This is a genomic window from Nocardia sp. NPDC051030 (assembly GCF_040683015.1).
GTDB lineage: Bacteria > Actinomycetota > Actinomycetes > Mycobacteriales > Mycobacteriaceae > Nocardia.
The window spans coordinates 38,523-64,817 of record NZ_JBFBCD010000003.1 but is presented as its reverse complement, the minus strand read 5'-3'; the positions used below and the strand labels follow the sequence as shown (position 1 = coordinate 64,817).

25 protein-coding genes are annotated in these 26,295 nt (G+C 66.7%); 11 read left to right on the top strand and 14 right to left on the bottom strand.

Annotated elements, in window-relative coordinates:
- Positions 1–78: 78 nt before the first annotated feature.
- The gene (locus AB0N05_RS09345) at positions 79–795 is read left to right on the top strand and encodes a nitroreductase family protein (protein WP_364689851.1); all 717 of its coding nucleotides are present in this window, start codon (positions 79–81) and stop codon (positions 793–795) included.
- Between the two features lie 315 nt (positions 796–1,110).
- On the top strand, positions 1,111–2,355 hold the full coding sequence (locus tag AB0N05_RS09340; protein WP_364689848.1) for an FAD-dependent oxidoreductase: 1,245 nt from the start codon (positions 1,111–1,113) through the stop codon (positions 2,353–2,355).
- Positions 2,356–2,378: 23 nt separating this feature from the next.
- On the opposite strand, the gene AB0N05_RS09335 is transcribed toward AB0N05_RS09340, so the two are convergent.
- From AB0N05_RS09335 to AB0N05_RS09320, 4 genes are all read right to left on the bottom strand, one after another.
- Positions 2,379–2,747: a low affinity iron permease family protein gene (locus AB0N05_RS09335; RefSeq protein WP_364689845.1), complete on the bottom strand. Its 369-nt coding sequence runs from the start codon at positions 2,745–2,747 to the stop codon at positions 2,379–2,381.
- A 21-nt stretch (positions 2,748–2,768) separates the two neighbouring features.
- Positions 2,769–3,419, bottom strand: a complete 651-nt coding sequence (locus tag AB0N05_RS09330; protein WP_364692235.1) for a PAS and ANTAR domain-containing protein — start codon at positions 3,417–3,419, stop codon at positions 2,769–2,771.
- Between the two features lie 147 nt (positions 3,420–3,566).
- Positions 3,567–4,043 carry an anti-sigma factor gene (locus tag AB0N05_RS09325; protein WP_364689842.1) on the bottom strand — a complete coding sequence of 159 codons (477 nt, stop codon included), beginning with the start codon at positions 4,041–4,043 and terminating at the stop codon, positions 3,567–3,569.
- Between the two features lie 208 nt (positions 4,044–4,251).
- Positions 4,252–4,500: a CsbD family protein gene (locus tag AB0N05_RS09320; protein ID WP_364689839.1), complete on the bottom strand. Its 249-nt coding sequence runs from the start codon at positions 4,498–4,500 to the stop codon at positions 4,252–4,254.
- Between the two features lie 178 nt (positions 4,501–4,678).
- Here AB0N05_RS09320 and AB0N05_RS09315 point away from each other — a divergent pair, with 178 nt between their 5' ends.
- Both AB0N05_RS09315 and AB0N05_RS09310 read left to right on the top strand, forming a co-directional pair.
- Positions 4,679–6,163, top strand: coding sequence for an FAD-dependent oxidoreductase (locus AB0N05_RS09315; RefSeq protein WP_364689836.1), 1,485 nt, complete (start codon positions 4,679–4,681; stop codon positions 6,161–6,163).
- 144 nt (positions 6,164–6,307) lie between these two features.
- Entirely contained in the window at positions 6,308–7,378 is a 1,071-nt protein-coding gene (locus AB0N05_RS09310; protein WP_364689833.1) for an acyltransferase, read from the top strand.
- Here the strand turns inward: AB0N05_RS09310 and AB0N05_RS09305 are convergent.
- Positions 7,331–11,854 (bottom strand): cation-translocating P-type ATPase, encoded by a 4,524-nt coding sequence (locus tag AB0N05_RS09305; protein ID WP_364689830.1) that lies wholly within the window; start codon positions 11,852–11,854, stop codon positions 7,331–7,333. The genes AB0N05_RS09310 and AB0N05_RS09305 overlap by 48 nt on opposite strands.
- 113 nt (positions 11,855–11,967) lie before the next feature.
- Here AB0N05_RS09305 and AB0N05_RS09300 point away from each other — a divergent pair, with 113 nt between their 5' ends.
- A complete protein-coding gene (locus tag AB0N05_RS09300) occupies positions 11,968–12,123 on the top strand; it encodes a DUF6131 family protein (RefSeq protein ID WP_364689827.1) in 156 nt (51 codons plus the stop codon).
- Between the two features lie 10 nt (positions 12,124–12,133).
- Here AB0N05_RS09300 and AB0N05_RS09295 read toward each other — a convergent pair whose 3' ends face one another.
- Positions 12,134–13,306, bottom strand: a complete 1,173-nt coding sequence (locus tag AB0N05_RS09295; protein ID WP_364689824.1) for an AI-2E family transporter — start codon at positions 13,304–13,306, stop codon at positions 12,134–12,136.
- A gap of 158 nt (positions 13,307–13,464) precedes the next feature.
- Between AB0N05_RS09295 and AB0N05_RS09290 the strand changes: the two genes are divergently transcribed.
- Positions 13,465–14,955, top strand: a complete 1,491-nt coding sequence (locus tag AB0N05_RS09290) for a carboxylesterase family protein (protein ID WP_364689821.1) — start codon at positions 13,465–13,467, stop codon at positions 14,953–14,955.
- 22 nt (positions 14,956–14,977) lie between these two features.
- Here AB0N05_RS09290 and AB0N05_RS09285 read toward each other — a convergent pair whose 3' ends face one another.
- From AB0N05_RS09285 to AB0N05_RS09255, 7 genes are all read right to left on the bottom strand, one after another.
- Positions 14,978–15,244: a three-helix bundle dimerization domain-containing protein gene (locus tag AB0N05_RS09285; RefSeq protein ID WP_364689818.1), complete on the bottom strand. Its 267-nt coding sequence runs from the start codon at positions 15,242–15,244 to the stop codon at positions 14,978–14,980.
- Between the two features lie 333 nt (positions 15,245–15,577).
- A complete protein-coding gene (locus AB0N05_RS09280; RefSeq protein WP_364689815.1) occupies positions 15,578–16,255 on the bottom strand; it encodes an alpha/beta hydrolase in 678 nt (225 codons plus the stop codon).
- A gap of 149 nt (positions 16,256–16,404) precedes the next feature.
- Positions 16,405–17,025, bottom strand: a complete 621-nt coding sequence (locus AB0N05_RS09275; protein WP_364689812.1) for an antibiotic biosynthesis monooxygenase — start codon at positions 17,023–17,025, stop codon at positions 16,405–16,407.
- Positions 17,026–17,158: 133 nt separating this feature from the next.
- Positions 17,159–18,544 (bottom strand): MFS transporter, encoded by a 1,386-nt coding sequence (locus tag AB0N05_RS09270; RefSeq protein WP_364689809.1) that lies wholly within the window; start codon positions 18,542–18,544, stop codon positions 17,159–17,161.
- Positions 18,545–18,657: 113 nt separating this feature from the next.
- Positions 18,658–19,470, bottom strand: a complete 813-nt coding sequence (locus tag AB0N05_RS09265; protein ID WP_364689806.1) for an alpha/beta hydrolase — start codon at positions 19,468–19,470, stop codon at positions 18,658–18,660.
- Positions 19,471–19,493: 23 nt separating this feature from the next.
- Entirely contained in the window at positions 19,494–20,717 is a 1,224-nt protein-coding gene (locus AB0N05_RS09260) for a sigma-70 family RNA polymerase sigma factor (RefSeq protein WP_364689803.1), read from the bottom strand.
- Between the two features lie 14 nt (positions 20,718–20,731).
- Positions 20,732–21,127 carry a YciI family protein gene (locus AB0N05_RS09255; protein ID WP_364689800.1) on the bottom strand — a complete coding sequence of 132 codons (396 nt, stop codon included), beginning with the start codon at positions 21,125–21,127 and terminating at the stop codon, positions 20,732–20,734.
- 107 nt (positions 21,128–21,234) lie between these two features.
- Here AB0N05_RS09255 and AB0N05_RS09250 point away from each other — a divergent pair, with 107 nt between their 5' ends.
- Together AB0N05_RS09250 and AB0N05_RS09245 are read left to right on the top strand one after the other, a co-directional pair.
- Positions 21,235–21,507, top strand: a complete 273-nt coding sequence (locus AB0N05_RS09250; protein ID WP_364689797.1) for an ATP-binding cassette domain-containing protein — start codon at positions 21,235–21,237, stop codon at positions 21,505–21,507.
- A complete protein-coding gene (locus AB0N05_RS09245) occupies positions 21,456–21,659 on the top strand; it encodes a hypothetical protein (protein WP_364692359.1) in 204 nt (67 codons plus the stop codon). The genes AB0N05_RS09250 and AB0N05_RS09245 overlap by 52 nt, the downstream gene beginning before the upstream one ends.
- 392 nt (positions 21,660–22,051) lie before the next feature.
- On the opposite strand, the gene AB0N05_RS09240 is transcribed toward AB0N05_RS09245, so the two are convergent.
- Entirely contained in the window at positions 22,052–24,259 is a 2,208-nt protein-coding gene (locus AB0N05_RS09240; protein WP_364689794.1) for an SDR family oxidoreductase, read from the bottom strand.
- A gap of 321 nt (positions 24,260–24,580) precedes the next feature.
- Here AB0N05_RS09240 and AB0N05_RS09235 point away from each other — a divergent pair, with 321 nt between their 5' ends.
- Genes AB0N05_RS09235 through AB0N05_RS09225 form a run of 3 tightly spaced genes read left to right on the top strand, consistent with a single transcriptional unit; the run spans position 24,581 to position 26,294 of the window.
- Positions 24,581–24,751 carry a hypothetical protein gene (locus tag AB0N05_RS09235; protein WP_364689792.1) on the top strand — a complete coding sequence of 57 codons (171 nt, stop codon included), beginning with the start codon at positions 24,581–24,583 and terminating at the stop codon, positions 24,749–24,751.
- 23 nt (positions 24,752–24,774) lie between these two features.
- Positions 24,775–25,614 (top strand): glucose 1-dehydrogenase, encoded by an 840-nt coding sequence (locus AB0N05_RS09230; RefSeq protein WP_364689790.1) that lies wholly within the window; start codon positions 24,775–24,777, stop codon positions 25,612–25,614.
- 23 nt (positions 25,615–25,637) lie between these two features.
- The gene (locus tag AB0N05_RS09225) at positions 25,638–26,294 is read left to right on the top strand and encodes a hemerythrin domain-containing protein (RefSeq protein WP_364689787.1); all 657 of its coding nucleotides are present in this window, start codon (positions 25,638–25,640) and stop codon (positions 26,292–26,294) included.
- The last annotated feature ends 1 nt before the right edge of the window (position 26,295 follow it).

Genomic DNA, 26,295 nt, shown 5'->3' with positions numbered 1-26,295 from the left:
GGGCCAGTGGAAATGTCGGAATACCTTCGCGCAGTGGGCAAAAGACGACGCGGGCGACTTCCGCCTACCCTGACTGCCATGACCGACCAGACAACCGACCGGGGTGGGGCGGCGCAGGCGCGTACCCATCCGTTCGTGCCGTATCGTCCGTCCCGCGTCGAGCAGACCGAAGCCATCGCGCGAGGACGACAGTTCCTGGAATTGCTCGAAACCCGCCGCAGCGTGCGATCTTTCGCGGCCGATCCGGTTCCGGGCGAGCTGATCGAGCTGGCCGTCGCCACCGCCAATACCGCGCCTTCCGGTGCTCATCACCAGCCCTGGAAGTTCGTGGCGATCAGCGATCCCGCGATCAAGCACCGCATCCGGGAGGCCGCCGAGCATGAGGAACGCATCAACTATGACGGCGGCCGCCTGCCCGATGCCTGGCGCTCCGCGCTGGCCCCGCTCGAGACGAACGCCGACAAGTCCTATCTCGACATCGTGCCGTGGATCGTGGTGGTCTTCGCGGAGAAGAGCACACCGCTCGCGGACGGCTCACTGCGAAAGAACTACTACGTCAACGAAAGTGTCGGCATAGCCTGCGGCCTGTTCATCACCGCACTGCACACCATGGGCCTGGCAACTCTGACCCACACCCCCAACCCGATGGCTTTCCTGACCGATATCCTCGGCCGCCCCGCCACCGAGCGCCCCTACATCCTGTTCCCGATCGGCTACCCCACCCCCGACTGCGAGGTCCCCGACCTGCACCGCAAACCCCTGACCGAGGCCCTCGAACACTTTCCGAACCGCTAGTCCTCGGGCTTGGCCCACCGGCCACGGGCCTGCGCGATGTGTGCGCGGAGAGCCGACAGCATCGGCATCACGACGCTCACCAGCACATTGCCCAGCGGCACACCGGCCTGCGGCCGACTAGCCCAGAAACCGCGGCGGCGACCCGGACTGTGCTCGCAGCACCTAGGGAAGTGATCACGCTCATGCAAATGCTTGCGCGGGCTCCGCGAGATCCGATACCGTCTGTGCAATGTCACACCGCACTGTAGGTCTGGGGCGGGTGCCGGTCTCCGCCCCACCCGGCCTACCACGATCGATGAATGGGGCACGCGCGCAATGACTCTCGACTCTTCCGGCGCGGAATCCCTGGACGGGCTCGGCGTGCTGATCATCGGCGCGGGCATTATCGGAAGCGCGCTGGCCGATCGGCTCGCCTTCGCGGGCGCATCGGTGCGGCTCTGCGAGGCGGGTGGTCCGGCCTCCGGAACCACCGCGCACGGCGAGGGCAATGTCCTCGTCTCGGACAAGGGCCCCGGACCCGAGCTGGAACTCTCGCGGTTGTCACGCAGGCTGTGGCCCGAGGTCCTCACCCGGATTGCCGAACGACTCCCCGAGGAGGTCGCGGCGGTCGAGTGGGATCCCAAGGGCGGCATCGTCGTCGCCACCGACGCGGCCGGGGCCGCCGCCCTCGGCGAGTTCGCCCGCGGCCAGCGCGCGACCGGATTGCACTGCGAAGACCTCGACGCGGATCGACTGGCGAAGGCCGAGCCCGCGTTGACCCGGGATGTGACCGCGAGCGTCCTTTACCCCGACGACGCTCAGGTCCAGGCCGTCGGCGCGGCGGCGGCCCTGATCGGGTCCGCCGTCGCGGCGGGCGCGATCATCGAAACGCAGTGCGCCGTCACGGGATCCATCGTCCGCGATGGACGGATCATCGGCGTGCGGACCAACAAGGGCGCGCGCTATGCCGATGTCGTCATCAATGCGGCGGGCCCGTGGTCGGGCCTGGTCTCCGAGCGGCTCGGCGCACCGATCGCGGTCAGAACCCGCCGGGGCGACGTCCTGATCACCGCACCCATGCCGCCCACCGTATTCCACAAGGTCTACGACGCGGATTACGTTGGCGCGGTCGGTAGTTCGGAAACGGAGTTGCAATCCTCGGCGGTGGTCGAATCCACTCGCGGCGGCCCGATCCTGCTCGGTTCCTCACGCCGAGAATGCGGTTTCGACAACCGCCTGCGGCCGGACAGCCTGGCCGCCATCGCCCGCCGGGCGCTACGGCTCTACCCCGTGCTCGCGGACGTGGCGATCATGCGCGCGTACGGCGGCTTCCGCCCCTGGTTCGCCGACCACCTCCCGGTGATCGGCCCGGACCCGAGGCTGGCCGGTCTCTGGCATGCGACCGGACACGAGGGCGCGGGGATCGGCCTGTCGATCGGCACCGCGCACCTGCTGACCTCCGCACTCGCGGGCCACACGGAAGAGGTCGACATCGCCGCCTTCTCCGTCGACCGGCCCGCCGTGATCGCTTCTGTCCGAACGGAACCGAGCGGGACGCACCTGATCGGCACCCACGCCTGAGCGGGTTCGGCGCAGCCGCACGGCTAGTCGGAGCGTTCGCGGCGCTCCAGCCCGACCGACTCGGCGAGTTCGTCACGATGCCGGGCCAATTCGGGGTGCTCGGTGCTGAGCTCGCCCATGAAATCGGCCAAGGCGCTGGCTATCGCATTGAGCTTGTCCTGTACTGCCTCGTCGGACCGGCGCTGGGTGTTCTGCAACAAGGCCACGAGCAGGAAGGTGATGATCGTGGTCGCGGTATTGATGACCAATTGCCAGGTATCGACGCTCGGCATCAAGAAAAAGCTCGGCGCCCAGAGCAAGACCAGGAGCACACAGAAGACGAAGAACACTGCCTTCGACGCGATGGTGCTCGCGGCCGTGGCAAAACGATCGAAAACCGAGAGTCCGCCCATGGTGACAATTATGCGCTGCGTTCAGTCCTGCTTCACCCGTTCATGCACGGTGAGCAGCAGGTGATCGAATTGCGTTTGCAGACGGGCCGAGGCCGACGGCAGAGTTCGTATGTCGGTGAGGAGTTGATCCGCGAGGGCCCGTAATTTGACGTTGGTCTGCTGAGACCGCCATTTCAGCACGGCGAACGCCTGGTCGGGACTGATGCGATAGACCAGCATCAGAACGCCTTTGGCCTGCTCGATCCCGGCTCGGGCCTGATAGAGCTCAGGAATCGTCTGGTCCAGAATCTCATTGCGTTGCTCGTCGAGTGCCACCGTGACGTCGATATAGAACCCCGCGGTACCGATAACGTCGCCGGTGTCGTCGAGCATATGATCGGCGACCACGATGACCTGGTGAACCTTCCCCGCGGTATCGATGATCCGATGGCGGCTGGAGAACGGCTGGGCATTGGTGATCGCATCGGCGATGACGCCGGCCACCTGTTCGCGGTCGTCCTGATGCTTGTGCGAGAGCAGCAGTTCGGTGGTCGGGTGCGCCTCACCGGGACCATAGCCGTGGATCGCCGCGACTTCGTCCGACCATTCCCAGCGCTGATCCGCATACCAGAATCGGAAGGCACCGGTGATCAACGGTCGCCCCGCACCGATCACCGACTCGATGGCAGCCACCGGACTCGCGGTCGCGTCCCCTATGTCGGTCACCGCCCAAGTATGCCCCCCGGCCGACTCTTTCGTATCAACATCGTCCCCGGCGTGACGCTGCACCAACCCGGTGCGGTCGGGATCAAGCTGGCACCGCGCTTCACGTCGTAACTATCACCCGTCATCGTCCTCACTCCGCAGTCTGCGGAAGTGCACGACTATGGGGTACCCACCGCATACGGCGTCGAACTCGTCACGGGTGGTTTCGATCGAATCGGTCAATGTGTCCAGTACGTGCCAGCCGACGCTGTTTTCGCCCAGGGCGCCCTCGACTTCGGCGATAGAGGCCACTCGAATGCTGACCTCCCGGGCGTCATAGTTGAATTCGCAGTCGATCGTCGCGCCCTCTATGGCCGATACGATGAGCGCGGTCGCCACCTCGTCGATGGCGACGCGTAGATCGGTCACCACATCGACCGTGAAATCCGCTGTCAATAATACGGTTTCAGCGACGGCCCGCAGCATTGCCAGCTGCTCCACTTCCGCAGGTAAACGCAATCCGATCTCCCCGGCACGCGGCTGCGGCTCCGCGTCCGATCGGTCGACGACCATCTCCGCCTTCCCGCCGTGCAACAGGGCGGTGTACGACATCCCGAGTTTGCCGGCTCCATTACTTCGCGGTGATCCGTGTGCTCCGTCCATACTGCATCACCCATCGGTATCAATTCCGCTCTCTATCCCACTCCTTGGTTGCATACCCCATGGGGCGGCCGGAAAACGGAAGTGAAGAGACCGCGGGTGAGTCCGGTGGCGCCATTGGCACCGGACTCGCAGACCTCAGGCGTTCCGACGCGTGCCGTTACCGCCGGTCCTGGTGTGAGCGCTGGCGCTGTTCGTCGAACTCGGCCTGACCGCGGTCCTTCTCGGCCTGCGCCTCCTTCTTCGCGGCTTCACGCTGGGATTCCGCCTTGTCCTGCTGCGTGCGGCCTTCCTCGCGCAAATCCTCATTGCCGAAGACGGTGCCCGCGACCTCCTTGGCACGGCCCTTCAGCCCCTCGGCGACGCCTTCGGCGCCTTCTCGCGTACCACTCTTGTCGTGTTCGGACATGGGATGTTCCTCCAAATATCGGATAGCAAGGACATTCGGGCTCTACCCGTCAATTCAGACCCGAAACACGGTCACCCACAAAGTAATTCGGCTCTACGGTTTCATCTCCGCCGTGATGGCTGTTTCATCTCCGCCGCGATGGCTGTTTCATCTCCGCCGCGATGGCTATGGCCTCGTTATGACACCACTGTGGTTGATCGATCATCCGACACCGGCCCGGCTGCGGGTGACGCCCGGGCTCCGATTCGACGTTGTCGTGGTCGGCGGCGGCTTGACGGGCCTGGCCACGGCACTGCTGCTGGCGCAGAGCGGGGTCGAGGTCGCCGTCGTGGAGGCCCGGCGAATCGGCGACGGAACCACCGGGGCCAGCACCGCGAAAGTGAGTCTGCTGCAAGGGGTCCGGGGACAACAGATCCGGCGACGGCATTCCGCGGAGGTGCTGCGGTCCTATCTGGAGGCGAACAGCGCTGCTCAGCAATGGATTCAGACCTATTGCGAGTCCTCCGGCGTGCCCATTCAGCACGCCGACGCCTTCACCTACGCCCAGTCCGATCACGAGGTCGCGGCGGTGTATGCCGAACACCGGGCGCTGCACGCGGCCGGGCTGCCCGCCGAGTTCGTCGAACTCATCGATACCCCGTTCCCCGCTCGCGGGGCGGTGCGGCTGGCCGGGCAGGCGCAGGTCAATCCGATGACGCTGCTGTCGGTGCTGGCCGCCGACGTCGAGTCGCACGGCGTGCAGATCTTCGAATCCAGCCGGGTGCAGGGGGCCAGTTTCAACCGGTCGGGCGATCACACCATCGACACCGAGCACGGACCCGTGCACGCGGGAACCCTCGTATTGGCCACCGGCACTCCGATTCTCGATCGCGGCGGCTTCTTCGCCCGGCTCGTGCCGCAACGGTCCTATCTCGCCGCCTTCCGGACCACCGATCCCCTGCCGGACGGCATGTTCCTCAGCGCCGGGGAACCCACACGATCCCTGCGACGGGTGCCCGACCCGGACGGGGACATCCTGCTCGTCGGCGGGAACGGCCATATAGTCGGCCGCGCGGACCGTACCGAGGAATGCGTCACCGACCTGATCGAATGGACCCGGCGCTGGTTCCCCACGGCGGAACCGCTGACCAGCTGGTCGGCGCAGGACTACAAGCCGATCGGCGAGCTCCCCTACGTCGGCCCGCTGCTCCCGGGCAATGAGCGAATCCTGATCGGCACCGGATACGCCAAGTGGGGAATGACCAATGCCGTGGCCGCGGCGTTCGCGCTCGCGGGCCGGATCACCGGCAAGCCGCCGGAATGGGCCGACGTCCTGGCCAGCTGGCGGGCGTCGGACGTGACCTCGCTCCCGGCGGGTCTGGCCGCGAATGCCGCTGTCGCCCAACAGCTCTCCACGGGATGGCTGCGAGGCGCACGCTCCGGCGACGATCCGAACCCGCCCGCCGAAGGATGCGGGCGCGTGAATCGGCGCATGCTCATGCCCACGGCCACCTCGACCGTGGACGGCGTCACCACCGAGGTCTCGGCCGTATGCCCGCATCTCTACGGCATAGTGCGCTGGAACTCGGCGGAGAAGTCCTGGGACTGCCCACTGCACGGTTCGCGCTTCGCCCCGGACGGCACCCTGATCGAGGGCCCCGCGACGAAGCCCTTGCCGCGCTGACCCGATCGAGCAACGCTGCAGCTGTTCGGACCGACACCCGGCATGAACAGTTGGCCGAATGGGATGCGGGGTGGGCCGCCACCACATACAGTTACTGCGCAGTTTCTTGACGTGTGGTTGAGGGCATTATCCGATCGGAAGCCGATGGCTCACATCGCGGCCGCACCAGGTCCTCCTCGGACCCGTAAGCAGGACCCTTCGATTCAGGCGCTCCGCGGGGTCGCGGTGATCCTCATGGTGGCCGGGCACGTCATCGGCATCGGCAATCATGGCCTGCACGTCGGAGACCATTCGGCCTGGCACTATTCGTATTTGGCCTTGGCCGATATTCGGATGCCACTGTTCACGCTGCTCTCCGGCTATGTCTATGCCATGGTTCCGGTCGAGGGCTGGCATCAGTTCCCGCGACTCCTCACCGGCAAATCCCGGCGTCTGCTCTTCCCGCTGGTCACGGTCGGCACGCTGCAATACGTGCTGGCATCCAATATCCCGGGCGCCAACTACAACCCGCACGGTCTGCCCATCTGGCGCATCTACGTGTTCGGGTTCGAACATCTCTGGTTCCTGCAGTCGATCTTCCTCATCTTCCTCACCGTCGGAATCCTGGACGGCGTCGGCATTCTCGACTCGCGCCGCGGTTGGGCCATTGCCACCTCGATCGCGGCCGTGGGATACGTCGTCGTGCAGATACCGACCCGGATCGATGTCTTCACCGCCAGCGGTGCGGTGCGGCTGCTCCCGTTCTTCCTCATCGGCTATGGCCTGCGCAGACATTCGCTGCTCGACCTGCGCGGTACGCCCGCGCTGCTGGCCATTGCGACTTTCGCCGGGTGCTATACCGTCCGGATGCTGTCGATCGACGGCATCTTCCACCCGGACGGGTTCGAGGACCGGACCATCACCCTGGCCGTCGGCGCGACCGCATTGGTCCTGATCTACTCGGCCCGCGACTACATGAACGCCAAGCTGCTGGCCTGGATCGGCGGCTTCTCGTTCGGAATCTATCTCCTGCACGATCTCGCCACGGCGGGCACCCGCATCGTGCTCGAACATCTCGGCGTCCACCTGCATTGGGAGTTGTTCCTCCTGGGCTTGCTGATGGGTATCACCGCACCCATCGTGTTCCAACTGCTCTTCCGCAATGTCGCTGTGATCCGCACCTTCGTTCTAGGCGAGAAGTTCGGCAGGGCGGACATGCCACCGCGCGTCTGCTGATCTGCCCAGCCACACCGCACCGACGGTGGCTCCGGCCGCCGACCCGAGGGCGATGGTCCAGCCGACCGGGCCGAGCGGCCTGCAACCGAAGTAGGTACACAGCCCGGGCGTCATCACGACCGCCCCGAGCACCGCGCCGCTGGCCACGGTGGTCAGCCAGATCAACGGGCTGGTGCGGGCCGCGAGCAGGGTCTGGCCGAGCTGGGATCCGATCAGCGCGATCAGGCCGATGGTGGCGGCGCGGCGTTGGGTGCCGGTGTAGCGGCCCACCGTCCACGCGACCGAAGCTCCTGCGGCCGTGGCGATTCCACGCACCGCCAGGGTGCGGGCCAGGTCCGTGCCGAGCCGCGCCGGTGGGATCGCGGCGAGTTCTCGGGCGCGGTGCGCGGCACGGGTTTCCACATCGATGCCGGGATCGTCGCCGGGACCGGTACCGCCGCGCGACAACGCCAGGGCGAGCGCGGGGAACATATCGGTGAGCATGTTCACCAGCAGGAATTGCCGTGTCCCCAAGGGGGCTTGACCGCTCAGGGCCGTGCCGTACAGCGTGAAGCCGACCTCCCCGGCATTGCCGCCGACCAGCACACCCACGGCGTCGGTCACTCGCTGCCACATCCCGCGCCCCTCCACCAGCGCATCCAGCAGCGCGAGCGGTTCAGGGCGAGTCAGCACCAGATCCGCGGCATTGCGCGCGGCCACGGAACCGCGTGCGGCCAAACCGATTCCGACGTCAGCGGTGCGAATGGCCGCCGCGTCATTGCTGCCGTCGCCGGTCATGCCCACCACGTGACCCTTGCGGCGCAGGGCGGCCACGATGCGCACCTTGTGTTCCGGATTCACGCGGGCGAAGACGGTGCTGCGCTCGATGAGTTCGGCCTGCCCGGACTCATCCAGGCGATCCAGATCCGCGCCCGTGGTGACCCGATCGGCCGCGATACCGAGTTGGTCCGCGACGGCCGCGGCCGTCACCGGATGATCGCCGGTGATCATGCGCACCTGGATCGCGTTGTCCTGCAGGGCCTTCACCAGCGTGACGCTGTGCGGGCGCGGGGTGTCGGCCAGCCCGAGGAAGCCGAGCAGCGTGAGTTCGCCGACCGCGTTCTCGACATCGTCGGGGGCCGTGGAGAAATCGCGCCGCGCGACAACCAACACGCGCAGACCTTGTTCGGCGAGCTCGAGCACGGCCTGCCGCACCCGCTCGCGCTGCGGCTCATCGAACGCACGGACGCTGCCATCCGCATCCCGGAATCTGTTGCAGCGCTGGATGACCACCTCGGGTGCGCCCTTGACGAACAGGCGGAGCCGACGACGGGTATTGCCCAGCGCGGCGGCATAGCCGCGATTCGATTCGAAGGGCACCTCGTCGATGGGGTCCCATTGGTGCGCATCGGTGGTCAGATTGGCGTCGGCGGCGTCCAGGACCGCCCGATCCGTCGCGTGATGCACGGGGCCCTCGGCCGGATCCGGGCAGGCGCGGGCGGCAGCGCGCAGGAGTCTGCGCACGTCGGCGGAATCGGCGTCGGGCGACCACTGTTGCCGCATATCGGCAAGGGCGGTGAGCCGCAGGCGGCCGTCGGTCAGGGTGCCGGTCTTGTCGAAACACAGGGTGTCGACCCGGCCCAGCGCTTCCACGGTGCGGCTCGCGCGCACCAGCAGGCCGAAGTGGGACAGGCGTCGCGCGGCGGCGAGTTGCGCGACGGTCGCGACCAAGGGCAGTCCCTCGGGAACCGCGGCCACCGAGACGGCCACGCCATCGGCGACGGCCTGGCGCAATACCTGCCCGCGCAGGCCGCCGAGGAGGGCGACCACCGAGCCGCCCGCCAGGGTCAGCGGCAGCGCACGATCGGTGAGTTCCCGCAATTGGGCCTGCACACCGGCCTTTTCGGGCGGTTGCGCACCGGCGGCGGCGCGGCCGGCCTGGGTATCGCTACCCGTGGCGACCACCACTGCGCGACCGTCGCCATTGACCACCGTCGAGCCTTCGAAAACCATGCAGGCGCGGTCGCCCAACACCACACCGGGTGTGGCGGCGGTCTGCTTCTCGACCGTCACCGACTCTCCCGTGAGGCCCGATTCGTCCAGTTCGAGATCATCGGCCCACAGGAGGCGGGCGTCCGCCGGGACCACATCACCGGCGTGCAGCGCGATGATGTCGCCGAGCGCGAGCCGCTCGGCGGGCAACTCCGTTTCGGCCGGATCCGGATCATCGAGATCGCTTCGCTCCACCAGTCGCGCGATCGTCCGCTCGTGCTCGATCAAGCTGTGCAGCGCGCGTTCGGCTCGCTGCCGCTGATAGGCCGACACCATCGCATTCACCGTGAGCACCGAGGACAGCAACACCGCGTCCGCGGGTGAGCCGAGAATCGCCGTCGCCACCGCACCCACTCCGAGCAGCGGCGTCAATGGGTCGGCGAGCTCGTGCCGGAGGTGGCCCGCGAACTCCGTCACCGTCGCCAATCGTGCGAACGGTGTTGTGCGCTGGGGCTTCTCGGCTTCCGTCCGATCCCGGGATTGCGCGGGTAGCCGATCGAGTACCTCGCGCGGTTCGAGAGCGTGCCAGGGCAGTAGCGGCGCGAGTGTGCCGCCGGGTGCGCCGTTCGTCGCCCGCCAGCCGGTCAGCGCGCCGGTGCACAGTCCGGCGACGGTGGCGACCACCAATGGCGAGTACGTCGGGCCGCGGTTGGGCGTCGCGGCCAGCAGCAGGCCGCCCAGTGCCGACCCCGACAGGGCGAGCACGCGCGCGCGTTCACTGACCTCGCGGGCGGGCCCGACCACAGCCAGAATGCGCTGCACCTGGCTCAGGTCGCGGCAGACCGCGTCCGCGCTCCACGGGACACGCACCTCGCCGTGCTCGCGATCCACCATCCCGATGGCCACGTCGGCCCAGTCGAGCGCCTTGAAGGAGCGTGCGCTCAGCATCGCGACCACATGCCCGTCCCGTTGCAGGTCGTCGACCAGCTTGCTGCGCGACACCTCGGCGGGCACGAATTCATCAGCCAGCGACCGCAATTCGCGCAGATCCTGGTGGGCGGAAAGAATGACGCGCAGTCCGGCGGACCGGGCCGCCTCCAGAATCGGCTGCGCCCTGCGGTGGAGTTCACGGCCGAGGAGAACCCGGCCGAGGACACGGTCTCCGTCGCGGAGCTCGCGCCATACCGGCCTGCGGGTGAGGCCGCGATCGGGCGTCCCGCTCCCGGGATGCACCAGTCGTAATGTCGTGGCCCCGTCGCGGTTCGAGGTGGTCCGGTCTTCGGCGTCGTGTAGCAGGCGTTGTGCCGCGGCCCAGATCTCGGCGGGCGATCGATCGTCGGCGGGTTCGGCGTCGAGTACCACGCGATGATCGGTGACCAGGGCTTCGCCATCGATCACGATCGCGGTGAGCCGATCCAACCGCCGCCACACCCCCGGGTGCAGGGTGAGGATTCCAGCGCGCGAGAGCTTGGTCGATACCGTCGCCGCGTAGGCCTCCCGACTGACCCGGGCCGCCTTGGGCGCACCGAGTTCGAGGGCGTCCAAGGCCTCGGAGAATCGATTGCCGCCCGCGAAAGCCAGTGTGCCGAGCAGACTTCCGCTCGCGGTCTCATCGGCCACCCGTTCCACCGGTCCCTGCGGTAGAGCGACGGGACGCTCGCGCGGTGGCAAGGGCTCGTGGACCGGCGACTGGGCGTGCCGCGCGACCTCGGCCTCCCAGTCACCCCAGCGGGTATACGTGCTGTTCGCCTCGAGGAAGGTGAAGCCGCGTTGTGCCGCGTCGACAGCCAGTTTGGCCACGCTCTCGGTTGCCGCGCCGCCGATGGCCGTCGCGAGCGTGAGCACCACGTCGGTGCGGGTGCGGCCGAGCAGGTCGTCGATCCGCGCACGCAGGCGCGGCTGATTGTCGGCCAGCAGCGCGACTCCGCGCAGCAGCCGGGCCGGGCCGCCGAACGGCAGGAGCGCGCCGGAGGCGGCCAGTCCGATGGCGAGCACATCGGCGGTCAGCTGAATTCCGGCCGCCAGCACGGGTTCCCGATCCGCTGGATGTTCGACCGACCGATCCCAGGTCTGCTCCGCCACCGCGGCATCCGCCTCGACCGCATCGACGGCGTCCAGTAATGCCGGGAGCTGCGAGTCGAGGTCAGCGAGGCCCGCGACCAGTCGGCCGGTGACCGCATTGACCCGCCACCAGCGGACGGCGCCGAGCTCGTCCAGCCGATCCTCCAGCGCGGCCAGCACGTGCGGATTCCGTTCGGTCGAGAGCCCGCGGACTTCCATCGCGGCACGATCCGGCCCCAGCGCGACCCGGCGCTGGCTCCGCTCCGAATGTGGATCCGCCAGCGTCACAAGATCATCCCGTAACCGCCGCGCGGATTCCGCGGGTACCGCCTCGGTGACGATCTTCAGACCGAGATCGAGACCGGCGCGCACCGCTCCTGCGGCCAGCGCCACGGGCGGCTCCACCAACCGCGCCGAAATTGCTACGCACAGAGAACGAATCATGCTTCGCAGCTACCCAGGTCGCGCGGGCGCAAACCGGCCGTGGGCGCGTTTGACCGCTGGAATGCCGGGCATTGCGAGAGTGCGATATTCAACTATCCGATAAGGAAACAGTCATGATCGTGCTCGGCCTGATCCTGCTCATCGCAGGCATTTTGTTCGGAATCCCCATCCTCACCACCGTGGGCGTCATCGTCCTCATCGCGGGTGCGGTACTGATGCTGCTCGGCGCTACCGGGCGGCCGATCGGGGGACGTAGTCACTATTACTGATCCAGCACTATTACTGATCCGGCTCGTCCAGCCGCGGGTAGAGGATTTCCTGCACCAAGAGCAGGATCGCCGCGGCCAGCGGAATGGCCAGCAGGGCACCGAGAACGCCGAGCAGAGCCCCGCCGATCAGGACCGCGACAACGGTCACGACGGCGGGGACCTGCACGGTGCGGCCCATGATCCGGGGCGCGAGGAGATAGTCCTCGAGCAGCCGGAGAACGATGAAGAAGCCGACCGTGGCCACGCACACCGGTAGCGAGACCGTCAAAGCGACAATCGCGATCACCAGTCCGGCGAGAGTGGAGCCGATCATGGGGATCAGATCGAGAACCGCCACGAGCACCGCCAGTACGAGCGGAAACGGCACATCGAACACCGCCAGCCAGACGAAGGTCAGACCGCCGGTGATGAACGAGATCAATAGGTTTCCGAGAACATACCCGCCGACTTTCGCGAAAATGGCGTCCCCGATGAGGATTGCGCGCGGACGGCGCGAATGCGGGAACAAACGATAGAGATTCGTGCGCAGGCTGGGCAGATTCGCCGAGAAATACGCTGTCAGCACCGCGACGATGACCGTGCTCGTCAGGGCGCCGAACACGATTCGCCCCGCACCGACGACACCGCGGGAAAGCCCGCCCAGATCGCCGTCCAATCCGTGGCGGAGCTTCTCATCGAGTTCGAAGCGCGCGGCCGCCGACCGCACCACCGGGTACTTCTCCTCCAGATGGCGCAGGCTATCCGGCGCATGCTCGATCAGCCCCTGCCCCTGAGCGATCAGCGGCGTGATCGCCGCGGCCAGGAATCCGGCGAGACCGGCCAGCACGAAGACATACACCACCGCCACCGCCAGCCCGCGCCGAAACCCATGCCGCACCAGCCACGAGACCGCGGGTTCGATACCGATCGCCAGGAACATCGCCGCCACCACGAGCAGCAATGCCTCACGGGCGGCGAGCACGACGCGCACCACCGCCAACACGACAAGCACACCCGCCGCAGCACTCAACCCGGTCATGAACGGCGAACGCCGATCGAACGGACGCCCCGGCCGACCGAGTGGATATCGCGCACTGGCGAGCTCAGCGGCATCGACCTCCGCCGCCTTCATGGGCTCGGGCTCATCACCGGGCCGCGGCTGCCCCACCCAATCGCTGTCCCGCGAATCCGCCTGCTCACCCATGACTTCCACCCTCACTCCGGTCCCACTGCTGCCGCATTACCCGGGAATCAAGAGCGAAACCTCGTCACCACACAGATCGCCGCTCGCTGGGCGATATCCAATGCCGCCTCCGTCCGCGGCGTCCGTGCGAGAGTGATGGGTACGACGAAGGAGTCCGTATGGAAACGATCGTGTCTGTGACCGGCGGCAAGGTTCGAGGCCTGACCGACGGCGGCATCAGCAGGTTCCTCGGGATACCCTATGCCGCAGCACCTGTCGGCCCCGCGCGGTTCGAAGTCCCCAAGCCGGTGGCGGACTGGGCCGGGGTGCGCGACGCGGTCGAGCTCGGGCCGACCTGTGTGCAGTCACCGTATCCGCCGCCGATCCACTCGCTCATCGGCAGCGACGGCATTCCCGGCGACGAGTACCTGAATGTCAATGTGTGGACACCCGATGCCGGAGGATCCGGGCTTCCGGTGCTGGTCTGGATTCACGGCGGCGCATTCGTTCGCGGCTCGAACGCGCGGAAGATCTATGACGGCAGCGCCTTCGCGCGCGACGGTGTCGTGGTGGTGTCGATCAACTACCGCCTCGGCATCTCCGGATTCGCCGCGGTGCCGGGCGCACCGCTCAATCGCGGTCTGCGCGACCAGATCTTCGCACTGCAGTGGGTGCAGGAGAACGTCGTGGCCTTCGGCGGTGATCCCGGCAATGTCACCATATTCGGAGAATCGGCGGGCGGCATGAGCGTCATCGACCTGATCGCTTCTCCCCTGGCGCGCGGGCTGTTCCGGCGTGCGATCGCGCAGAGCGCCAATGGATCCGCGGTCGCCACGGCGGACGACGCTCTCAAGGTTGCGGAGAATCTGGCTACCGCACTCGGAATCGCGCCGAATGCCGCGGAGTTCGGCGCATGCGGACCGGATGAGCTACGCAGAGCACAGGATTCGGTCGCACTCGCCCTGATCACCGATCCGGATCCGGCCCGATGGGGTGCCTCGATCATCACCAACGGGCTCGGCATCATGAGCTACCTCCCGGTCGTGGACGGTGAGCTGATCCCGGATCGTCCGGTGGATATCCTTACCGCCCAAGCGGATCGAACCGTTCCCCTCATAGTCGGCTGGACCGCCGAGGAATTCCGGTTCTTCACCTATCCGAGTGGTGCCGCCGCGGGCATCACCGACCAGACTCTCCCCCTCGTCCTGCCACGTTACGGCCTCGATCCCGCTGTCGCCGAGCGCTATACCGCCAACCGACCGAACGCGTCCGCCGCCGACGTGTTCTCCGCGATCATCACCGACCTCGTCTTCCGCGACGACGCCATGCGCATCGCGGAATCCACCGCCGCGGCCGGAAACCCGGCCTACGTCTACGAATTCGCATGGCGCTCGAGCATCGAGAACCTCGGCGCCTCCCACGTCATGGAGGTCCCCTTCGTCTTCGACCAGCTCGCCGCCGCCCACACCCTGACCGGCCCCAACTCACCCCAGCCCCTGGCCGACGAGATCCACCGAGCATGGACCCGCTTCGCAACCCACGGTGACCCCGGCTGGTCCCCCTTCGACCCCACCACCCGAATAGTCCAAATCTTCGATTCCCCCGCCTCCCACGAGGTCGCCGACCCCCGAGCCGACGAGCGCCGCGCCCTACGCCGCTCACGCGCCTGAGCACCCGTCCGCGATCTCTGGATCAGAGATAGGCCGGAGACGGCGGCTGGTCCCGCTTTCGTAGCGGGTCGCAGACTGTCGAGGGACGGTAGGACACTCGCTTGCTCAGCTGCCGTTCGGCGATCCGCTCCACCAGCAAGGGGATGAACTCCCGCACCCGGTGATCCTCGAACTCACGGTGGATTCCGCGCACTTCCTCGCTGACCACCCGCGGGGCAAGGTGGGGGAATCGAGCGGTCAACCGGGCCACGAGCTCGGTGATCTGCCGCTCCTCTTCGGGCGCCGTCATGCTCTGGTCTCGCCTCCATGTGCATACAGCTGAATCCGGCCCGCCCCTTCGACGGCGGACGGCGGAATGGACAACGGCCCGTAGATATTTCATCTTCGAACCGCGCTCAAAGTGTCATCTCGACAGTGGAACTTTACTCGCCCGAATCCTTTTCTGGCACACCACGTCCGAACGAAGGCACAGCAAGTCGTCGACAGCGACGAATGCAAACAGCAAATGAAACCCCAACTGCAAACACATTTGGCGCACCCGATCGGCGCTGGACGGAAGCGAGACGATTGACGAAATCGAATTTCCGCCCAGCGCCGATCGTGCGGATTGTCAGCGCGCGGTTCAGGCCGCGGCCTCCAGGATGATGTCGGCGACGATATCGGGGTGCGAGACCATGACGGAGTGGCTCGAGCCCTCGACCTTGGTGGTCTTGGCACCCATGCGGTCGGCGAGCAGCTCCTCGAGCTGGGGGCTGATGATCTGGTCGTTTCCGGCGACGACGTACCAGGTGGGGAATTCACGCCAGGCGGGCGGGCCGGAGATGAACTCGAAGCGGGCGGCGTCGCTGGGGCCTTGGACGGCCGCCATGATGCGGGCTTGGACCGGGTCCACGTCGGGGGCGAAGTATTCGACGAACTTGTCCTGCGGCAGGGTGACGCGTCCCTGCGGATCCAGCGCGAAGTGCGACGCCGAGGGCGGCGGGGGGAACTGGGTGCCGAGCTGTGCCACCGTTTCACCCTCATCGGGGGCGAAGGCCGCGACATAGACGAGTGATTTCACATTCTTCGCACCGTGCGCGGCATTGGTGATGACGCAGCCGCCGAACGAGTGGCCCACCACGACGGTGGGGCCCTCCAGGATGTCCAGTGCCTGACGGACTTTCGTGACATCGTCGGGAATCGAAGACAGCGGCTGCTGTGCGGCCACCACATGATGTCCGGCGTCCTGAAGGGTGGGGATGACGGCCGACCAGGACGAGCCATCGGCGATCGCGCCGTGTACGAGCAGGATGTTGACCATGGAAAACCTCCTGAAGCTGTAGGTGGTCGCAAGGTCCGATCTGATCGGCGGGTCGCCGCCGGTCACTCGCGACTGTAGCGGCAATACTCGCTCAGCGATGAGCCGCAGGTCACTGACCTGCGGCTCTTCTCAGAGTGGACAGCCTCGATTCACACCGATTCGGGTACTCGCAGGTGCGCGAGCGCCAATTCGAATTCACAGACGTCGATGACCTCGACACCGATTTGGCGGGCGGTCTGGTCGCGTAGGGCGAGGGCCTGTGCGCGGTTGCGGGCCATTGCCTCGGCACTGTCAAAGGTGCTGCACGAGACGCCGTAGCCGGATTCCCGGTCGACCAGCAGGCTCGCGCTGCAGAAGCCCTCCAGGGCTTCCATTCCGGGCAGTGACTGGGACTTGTAACCCTCGATCGCGGCATCGAGCCGCCCCGGATCGGTCTTGAACCACACCGCGCGTGCGCAGGCGCCCGGTGCCGTGTGGTGATCGCGATGCAGGACCGCGATATCCCATTCCTCGACCTGGGCGCTGCCGCCGAACAACTCGGCCGCGTGCTCGCGCATCGGGCGAACCCGGTCCGCGCTGTCGCGCATCGCCTCCTCGGATTCCCACGCGGTCGTGAGGATGCAGCGACCCGACTGCCGGTCGACCAGCAGCGAGAGCCCGATACACCCGGGGATGTCTTCCACCGTGGGAAGGACCTCATCGCGAACGTGCGCGATCCCGGCATCTATTGCGGCCAGTCGCGCATGAATAGTGGTAGAGCGTGCGAACACGATCCGCCTCCTCGGTGCTCAGGGCAGCGCCCCGGCGACGCCACCGGTGACACTCACACTGCTCCTGGGTGGGCACCGTGGCAAGAGCAATGCAGAGGGGGCGGGCGTCGGCGCCCCGCAGACCGACCTTCGGTCATACCGGCGTTATCTGTTCTGCGGGTGAGGGGCTGTTCTCGGAGGCGGTGCGCCGACCGGGCAGGGTGATCGCGACGAGTGCGCCGAGGAATGCCAGGCTCGCACCGACGGTCATGGCGGGGCGGAATCCCGTGGCGAACTCGGCTGCCGAGTCGTAGCTGCCGTGGGAGGCGAATACCGCTACCACCACCGCGATTCCGAATACGCCACCGAGTTCGCGCATCATGCTGTTGGCACCGGCGGCCTTGCCCAGTGCTTCGTGGCGGACGGCGCTGACGACGGCCGACTGGGCGGCCGGGACGGTAATCGACGTGCCGACTCCGGAGAGGATGAACGGGATCACCAACGCGCTGTAGGACATTGCGGGATCCGCGATCGAACCGGTCCAGAACATACCGGCCGCCATCAGACACAATCCGCCCACCATGATCGGCCGCGCACCGATGCGGTCGGCCAGGGCACCCGCGATCGGCGCGCAGAAGAACAACATGAGAGTCCATGGCAGCAGCCGTAATCCAGCGCCGAGTGGGCCGTAGTGCAGGACGGTTTGCAGCAGCTGGGCGTAGAAGAAGACGGCGCTGAACAGCGTGGCGAAGGTCAGGAAAATCGCCGCATTGCCTGCCGAGAAGCCACGCGAGGCGAAGAGCGTCATCGGTAGCATCGGCTGTTCGATCCGCCTCTCCCACACCGTGAATACCCCGATCAGGGCGACTCCGGCGAGGGCGCTCAGCACGACCTGGCCGCTGGCCCAGCCCACGGGATTGCCTCGCATCAGCGCCCACACGACACCCAGCGCGCCACCGGTCACGAGGACGAGACCGAATAGGTCGAGGGCGTCATCGGAGCCGAAACTCTCCGGAATCCTGGTGAGTGCCAAGGGAATCGCGATCAACCCGATCGGCACGTTCACCCAGAAGATCCATTGCCAGGCGAGCCCCTCCGCCACCGCGCCGCCGACCAGCGGGCCGCAGGCGGTGGCGATTCCGGTCAGGCCTTGCACGATGCCCATCGCGACCCCGCGTCGTTCGGCCGGGAATGCCGCGCTGACCAGCGCCAGCGCCAGACTCATCATCAGGGCCGCGCCGACGCCCTGCACGGCGCGGGCGACGATCAGCACGGCGACCGAGGGCGACAGCGCGCACAGTGCCGACCCCGCCGTGAATACCGCCAAACCGAGTCCGAACATGCGCCTTCGGCCGAATCGATCGCCGAGTGCGGAGGCGGTCATGAGCAAGACCGCGAAGCTGAGGTTATAGGCGTTGACGGTCCATTCGAGTGCGTCGATCGAGGCGTCGAGTTCGCGGCGGATGGTGGCGAGGGCCGTCGATACGACCAAGGTGTCCAGCGCGGCCATTATCGATGCGACCGCTCCCAGGGCGAGCACCCAACATTGTGTTGTACGAGCGATATTCGGTGTTTCCATGCTGCACCTCGAGATGTCGCGACGGGCGTCGACCCGGACGGCGCCGAGGGGCCGTCCGGATCATCGAGATGCGGTCAGAGCGTCTGCAAGACCTTGCGCAGGCGCTCCTCGAAAGCCACCGGCTCCGAGACGAACCCGGTGTGATCGCCGGGGAACAGCACGGGGTCGACCTCGAGGGCGGTGGCGAGTGCGCGTGAGGTGCGGTCGCAGATCTGTCCGGTGGAGCCCTCGCCGATGCCCACGACAATGCGCACCGACCGCAACTTCTCGATATCGGGCCGGAACAAGGCGGTGCCGCGCAGCTCGTGCGCGAACCAGTAGCTCTCGCTCGCGAGCTGGCGCGGGTCGCGGTCATTGCCGAACACCATCTCGATGACCGGCTCCGGCATCGCAATATCGGCTTGGGCGAGGAACTTTCGCCACGCGCCGAGCTGATCGCCGCCTAGGTGAGTGGCGATGATGTCCTCGTTTCCCGCATGCAGCGCGCTCCGGTCGTCGAGCAGCTCGGTCACCGGGGGTTCGTGGGCGATCACCGCGGTGACGAGTTCGGGGTGCGCCTGCGCGAACGCCAGCACGGTGATCGCGCCTCCGCTGGATCCGAGCACCACGGCGGGGCCCGCGTCGAGGTGGGTGATGAGCCGGGCCAGATCGTCGGCGCGAATCTCCGGCGTCGAGTCCTGTTCAGGATCTTCCAGGGTGCTGTTGTAATGGCCGCGAGGGTCGGTGGTGAGCACCGTGTGGTCGCTCGCGAGCAGCTCGGCGAGCGGCGCGAACGCGGGGGCGGCCATCGGTGCGCCGACCAAGGCGATGAGGGGTCCGGATCCGCGCAGCTCGTAGTGCAGGCGGGCGCCGGGTGCCTCGAGCGTGTGCGTGGTGACGGGGTTCATTGTTTCCTCCGAATAGCTGGTGTTCATGGTCGAAGCCGCAGTGCACGGTCCTGCAGGTATTGCTGTTCGGGGAGGCTGGTCGTGAGACGAGCCGCCGTGTCGTAGCTGTCACGGGCCGCCGAGGTATCGCCCGCCATTTCCAACAGGTGTGCTCGGACGGCAAACAGGTTGTGGTTCAAGGCCATTCGCGGGTCTTCCTGCAGCGCAACGAGCATGGCGAGCCCGGCCCGCGGCCCCTCCGACATGCCCACCGCGACAGCATGATTGAGCGTGACAATGGGATTGGGATCGAGCTGTTCGGCCAGCTCATACAGCGCGACGATCTGCCGCCAATCGGTGTCCTCGGCCCGGGCCGCTTCGGCATGGACCGCGGCGATGGCCGCTTGCACCTGATAGGGGCCGAGTCGACTCGTCGCCAGCGCTCGACTGATCAGGGCGACGCCCTCGTCGATGAGTTCCCGATTCCAGAGGCTGCGGTCCTGCTCCGCCAGCGGCACCAGTCCGCCGTCGGGGCGGGTGCGCGCGGGGCGGCGCGCATCGGTCAGCAGCATGAGCGCGAGGAGTCCGGTGATCTCGCCATCCTCGGGCAGCACTCGCCCGATGGTGCGGGTGAGCCGGATCGCCTCGCGCGTCAGGTCACCGCGCGTCAGATCGGGGCCGCCGGTGGCCTTGTAGCCCTCGTTGAAGATCAGGTACAGCACGTGCAGGACGACGCGGAGCCGGTCCGCCTGCTCGGCGACGGGCGGCATATGGAACTGGCCGCCCGCGGCTTTGATGCTCTGCTTGGCGCGGCTGATGCGTTGGGCCATCGTCTTTTCCGGCACCAGGAAGGCCCGGGCGATCTCGGCCGTCGTCAGTCCGCCGACGGCACGCAGGGTGATCGCGATCTGTGAGGCCGGGGTCAGGCTCGGGTGGCAGCACAGCATCAGCAGCATCAGGGTGTCGTCCTCGCCGACCGGTTCCTGGTCCGCGGCGGGAGACAGCAGTTCCTCCGGGAGGGCCTGCGCGGCGACCTTCTCCTCGCGCCGCTTGCTCGCGAGCTCACTGCGCAGGTGGTCGGTCATCCGGCGGTCGGCCACCGCGATCAACCAGCGCTCCGGGCTGTCGGGCGCACCCTGTTCCGGCCATTGTCTCGCCGCCGCCAGCATCGCCTCCTGCACCGCGTCCTCACAGGCCTCGAGGCTGCCGTGCCGCCGGAGCAGCGCGGCGAGGACCCGCGGCGCCAAGGGGCGCAGCAGGGTCTCCACGTCACCGGCGGTAGTCACGGCTCCAAGCCGCACTTGTCCATGACCGGGCGGATCTCTATGGCACCGAAGAGCGCGTCCGGGAATCGCGAAGCGATCTCCTCCACTCGTTCGAGACTCTCGCAATCGACGATGAAATACCCCGCGAGCTGCTCTTTCGACTCGCCATACGGGCCATCCGTGGTCGCCGGCATTCCATTGCGCACCCGCACGGTCTTCGTGTTCACCGGATCGGCCAACGCTTCCGTGCCCACCATCTCACCGGACTCATCGATCTCGGTGATCAGTTCCACGAACTGCCGTTCCCACTCCTTGCGCTGCTCCGGCGACGCGGCCAGTGCCTCGGGGGTCCGCAGGAACATCGGATGCCCCCAGTTGAGGGTGTTGCCGTAGATCAGAATCATGTACTTCATGTGCGGGTCCTTTCGACCTGAGTACCGGCGCGGAATTCGCCTTCATATCAAAGGTCGGAGCCGACGGCTGATCTTCGACATCATCGGCTCGCGCCGGTTTTCCGAGGATGCAACTATCGTTGCTCGAGTTGGTGCATCTGGCGGAGTTCGCCGACCGTCCGGCCCAGGAGCTCTCCCGCGGTCAGAAGCAACGCCTCGGGTTCGCCCGGGCGCTGGTCCATCACCCTCGCGTGCTGCTGCTCGATGAGCCCGCATCCGGCATGGACCCCCGGTCGCGAATCGACCTGCGCAACCAATTGAGAACACCGGCGGGCGGACCCGTGAGCCCGTGGCCGAGCAGGGGATGCTGTGGCGGGTCCGCGAGGTCGGCCAACCGGTGAGCAGCTCGCCGACCCTGTCCTTCCCCGATGAGGAACGCGCGGCCGAGCATCTGGCCGAGATCATTGCCGGGGGCGCCCGCATCGCCGAATTCTCCAGGGTGACATCGGGACTCGAAGACGCCTACATCTCCCTCGACGCGGACAGGACCTGATGATGGCAACCCGACTCACCGCGCAACCCACCCCCAACCCCCAACCCCATTCCCCCACGATCTCAACCGAAATCGCACGCCTACTCTCCGAAGCCCGCTCCGGCCCTACCTACCCCACAAACTCAACATGCAACGAACCCCCGCGCGACGACTCCGACTCCGACTACCCCCGTACGCGAGAGCACCGCGACTCCCAACTAGGAAACAGCTGGTACCTAGGCCTCCTAGCCAACCTCGCCCTCGGAACAATCGGCACAACCATCGCCGCCCGCCGCCTGACCGTGCCCGCCCGCAACCTACCCAGAGGCGTCCGAATCGCCTAACCCGGAACCGGATGCGAATCCCGCTGACAGACGAAGGATCACCCTCGCTCGGGAAAGCCCTGATTTGAGCTATCGGGGCAGAAGTTGCGTTCCGGGCGAACATGATTCGATCAATGCGCGGTGTTCGGCGGGTGGGAGGGTGCGGGCTGTGCCGATGCGACTGCGGTCGAGGGTGGCGGAACTGTGGGCGAGCCAGGTGGGGTCGGGGTCGATATCGAGGAATTCGGCCAATCGGGTCAGTTCTGTGTGGGGGTTGGTGAGGAGGTGTTCGAAGGCCAGGGGCAGGTGTCGATCGGGCGGCAGGTCAGCCAGGGCGGCGGTCCCGGTGTGGATGAGTTGTGACCACATTCGGCCGAACCTGGCCAGGGGCAGATCGAGATCGGCGAGATAGTCGCGGTCGATTCGGTCGGCCAGCAGCTCGGCGGTTTCGGCGGGGATGGCGGCGGGATCGAATTGCCAGTAGCGGTTGGCGGTATCCGGGTCGAGGAGGTCGAGGCCGTCCTGAATGAGGGCCATCATGCGGAATCCGGTTTGGCGGCTCATCGACAGCGCGGTATCGGGGCCGTTGCGGTAGAGGTGGACGAACCGCGCATCAGGGAAGCTCTCCCGCAGCCAGGTGACCCATCCCAGCGACATACCGGAGCGTTCGATCACCACGGATCCGCCGAAACGCGCGGCCAGCCAGGCGAACAGGGATCGGAAATGTTGTGCGGCACACTGATCCGGCCATCGCGAGATTTCGGCCGCGAGTTCGTCGAAGACAAGGTCGGGGGTGCCGGACAGATGGGGCAGGGTCATCAGGCTGATCGCGGGGATGCCGGTGGTGTGCGCGTCGTAGCGGGTGCCGGCCAGTGCGGGGTAGAGCAGCTCGGGTATGCCGGAGCCGCCGCGGATCATCGGGTCGAACAGCGGGTGCGGGTCGGCCAGCAGCTGCCAGAATTTCTCGGCGGCCAGGACGGTGTCGGGCGTGGTCGAGGTTCGCACCGACAGGAAGAATTCGTTGAGGCTCAATACATCCGGATGCGCTCGCAGAATGCGGGACACGGCGGTGGATCCGGCGCGGCCGGTGGTGACAACGAAGGCCAGCCCGCGCACCCCCGTGCCGGTGCATGTCAGTGCGGGGGTCGAAATCGGTTGCGGTGCAGGGGTTGCGCGGACGCGCATGGGAACCGCGCCGGTCGGATGGTCGGCGGGCTCGGTCTCGCCGCGATATCCGATGCCGGCGAGCATGTAGTTCAGGTCGACTGTGGTGGCGCTGGTCGGCGGGCCGATCAGCCGGCGGGTGTGAGTGTCGTCGAAGATGCGGCGGTGCACCAGGTAGGGAATGACCACGCGGGCGGGACTGCGTATTACGCTGCGCTCGTACAGATTCGGGTCCGACGGCGGTTCGGGTACGAGGGTCAGCGGCAGCGGTGACAGGTGCTGCAGCAGCTCCAGCACCACCGGTACGGGGACATCGTGATGATGGACCACGTTGTAGGTGGACAGCCCGGGCGGGGCGGTGGCACGCAGCCGCACCATGGTGGCCGCGGCGGCCTCGACGGGCATGAAGTTCAGATGCCCGGTCCGATCACCCACCATCCGCAGTGGCGGCAAGCCCGCGCGAGATCGCCTGCCCGACAACCCGCGCAGCCGCTTACCGGCCTCGGTGCTGTTGTTCAATTGCAGCAGCGTGTGCACGGGGATCGCCGGGTGTGGGGTGCGGTCGGTGATCAGGATGCTCGGGCGCATCACCGCCACCCGCCTGCCAGAGGTTCGCGCGAAGTCGCGCACGAGCATTTCGGCCTCGTATTTCGAATGCTCATAGGTGGTTTCGAACCCGGCGCTGTCGTCGAGTTCGTCCTCGAAGACCCTGCCGTGTAACCCCCGGCGCCCGGCCACGAACGCGGTGCTGACATGGAACAGGTCCCGGCACCGTCGGCTTGCCGCGACGAATTCCAGCACTCGCGCGGTGCCGCCGACATTGACCGCGCGCATATCCTCGAGATCGGAGGCCAACTCCGTCGAGGCCGCCAAGTGCCACACCGTGTCGACGGTGTCAGCGAGTCGCTGAAAGTGCTTGTCGCTCAACCCGAACCGCGCAGCCGTCAAGTCGATACGAACCACCGAACACCGCTCGCGCAGCTGTGCCACCAACCCGGCGGGTGTGTCGATCGCGGTGAGTGATTCAGTCAATGCGACCAGGGTCGCCTCCGGATCCCGGCGCGACAGCAGGACGAACTCCCCCTCACCGCCGAGCAGTTCCCGAAGTAGATGGACACCCAGAAAGCCGGTCACTCCCGTTATCGCACAACGCATTCCCGCACCCCTCATCAGCCCGGACCCGGCCACCCACTCGAGCGAGCCGACAGTACCGATGTAACCGCCATCACACCAAATCCAGCACGGAACCGGCCTCATCAGATCAGAAGTCAACCCGCTGAGTGCGCGCCAGCCGGGATCCGGCTACAGCAATCCGACAGCAATCGACCTACGGGGTTCGAGAATGGCGAGCTAATTGTGCCGCGCAAGCAGCTGGCCGTGCGTGGGGCTCCGGTGGGACCGGCCCGTTATAGATCCGCAGATACGGGTAAGCCGCGAAAAAGGAGGTGGATTGATATGGCTGTATTGCTGCTCGTCCTGCTGCTGGCTCTCCTCTTCGCAGGGCTGGGATTCGTCGTGAAAGTGCTGTGGTGGGTCGCGATCGTCGTGCTGGTGATCTGGATCCTTGGCTTCGTCTTCCGTAGTGCCGATTCAGCGGGCACTCGAGGGCGCTGGTATCGCTGGTAGAGCAATCGAAAAGGAGGACAATCATGGGATTTGCCGACCAACCTCAAACCCCGCCCGGTTCACAGCGATTGATGGATCCGGTGCCCGATTGCGGCGAGGACAGTTACGAAGGCTGCGGCAGGCTTACCGGCAAGGTCGCGGTGATCACCGGCGCGGACAGCGGTATCGGGCGTGCGGTTGCTATCGCCTTCGCCCGTGAAGGCGCCGATGTGGTTCTGGCCTACCTCAATGAACACGAGGATGCCGCCGAGGTTCAGAAACTGGTGGAGGACGCGGGGCGCACGGCGGTGCTCGTTCCGGGCGATCTCTCCGACCCGGTGCGCTGCTATGCCCTGATCGACACCGCGGTCGAGGAATTCGGCCGCATAGATGTTCTGGTCAGCAATGCCGCCTATCAAATGACCCACACCGATCTGGATGAGATCTCCGACGAGGAATTCGACTACACCTTCAAGCTGAATGTCGGCGCGTACTTCACATTGGTGAAAGCCGCGCTGCCGCACATGAGCGCGGGCGGTTCCATCATCGGTAGCTCCTCGGTCAACTCCGACATGCCCTCACCGACCCTGGCTCCCTATGCCGCGACCAAGGCCGCCATTGCCAATCTTTCCGCCAGTCTCGCTCAGCTACTGGGCCCGCGTGGGATTCGCGTGAACAGCGTTGCCCCGGGCCCTATCTGGACTCCGCTGATCCCGACGACCATGCCAACCGAGAAGGTCACCTCCTTCGGTGAGGACACGCCCCTGGGACGTGCGGGTCAACCCGCCGAACTCGCACCCGCGTACGTCCTGCTCGCCAGCGACGAAGCCAGCTATATCACCGGAGCCCGCGTGGCCGTGACCGGTGGACGACCGATCCTGTGACAACGATCAAGGAGTGAGTCCTGATGCCAGATCCCAATAATCCCGGACAATTCGGAAACCGTGAGGACACCGTGGAACAGGCCCGCAAGGGCGGGCTGGCCAGCCACGGCCACGCCACCACGGAGCTCGCGAGCATCGGCGATGCGGTCGGGCTACTGGCCGAGCAACACCAGCAGATCCGTACGTTATTCGCCGAAACCCTCGAAGCGGCCGACACCGGCGAGCGGGAAGCCAAGTTCTACACGCTGCGCCGTCTGCTCGCGGTCCACGAAACCGCCGAAGAGGAAATCATCCATCCCCGCGCCCGCCGCGAGCTCGACAATGGCGCCGCCGTGATCGACGCCCGCTTGCACGAAGAGAACGAGGCCAAAACCGCACTGGCCGAACTCGAGTCCCTCGATGTCGACTCCGCGGAATTCGAGAAGAAGCTGACCCAGCTGCGCGACGATGTCCTCGACCATGCGGAACACGAAGAGAACGACGAGTTCTCGCGATTGCGGACCGAGCTGGCGCCCAGCCAGTTGCACGCCATGCGCCGCGCGGTCGAGATCGCCGAAGCGTTGGCGCCCACCCGCCCGCACGCGGGTGTCGAATCCGTGGGTGCGAACCTGATCGCCGGTCCATTCGCCGCCATGCTCGACCGGGCACGCGACGCCATCACCAAACCTCACGGCGCATAGG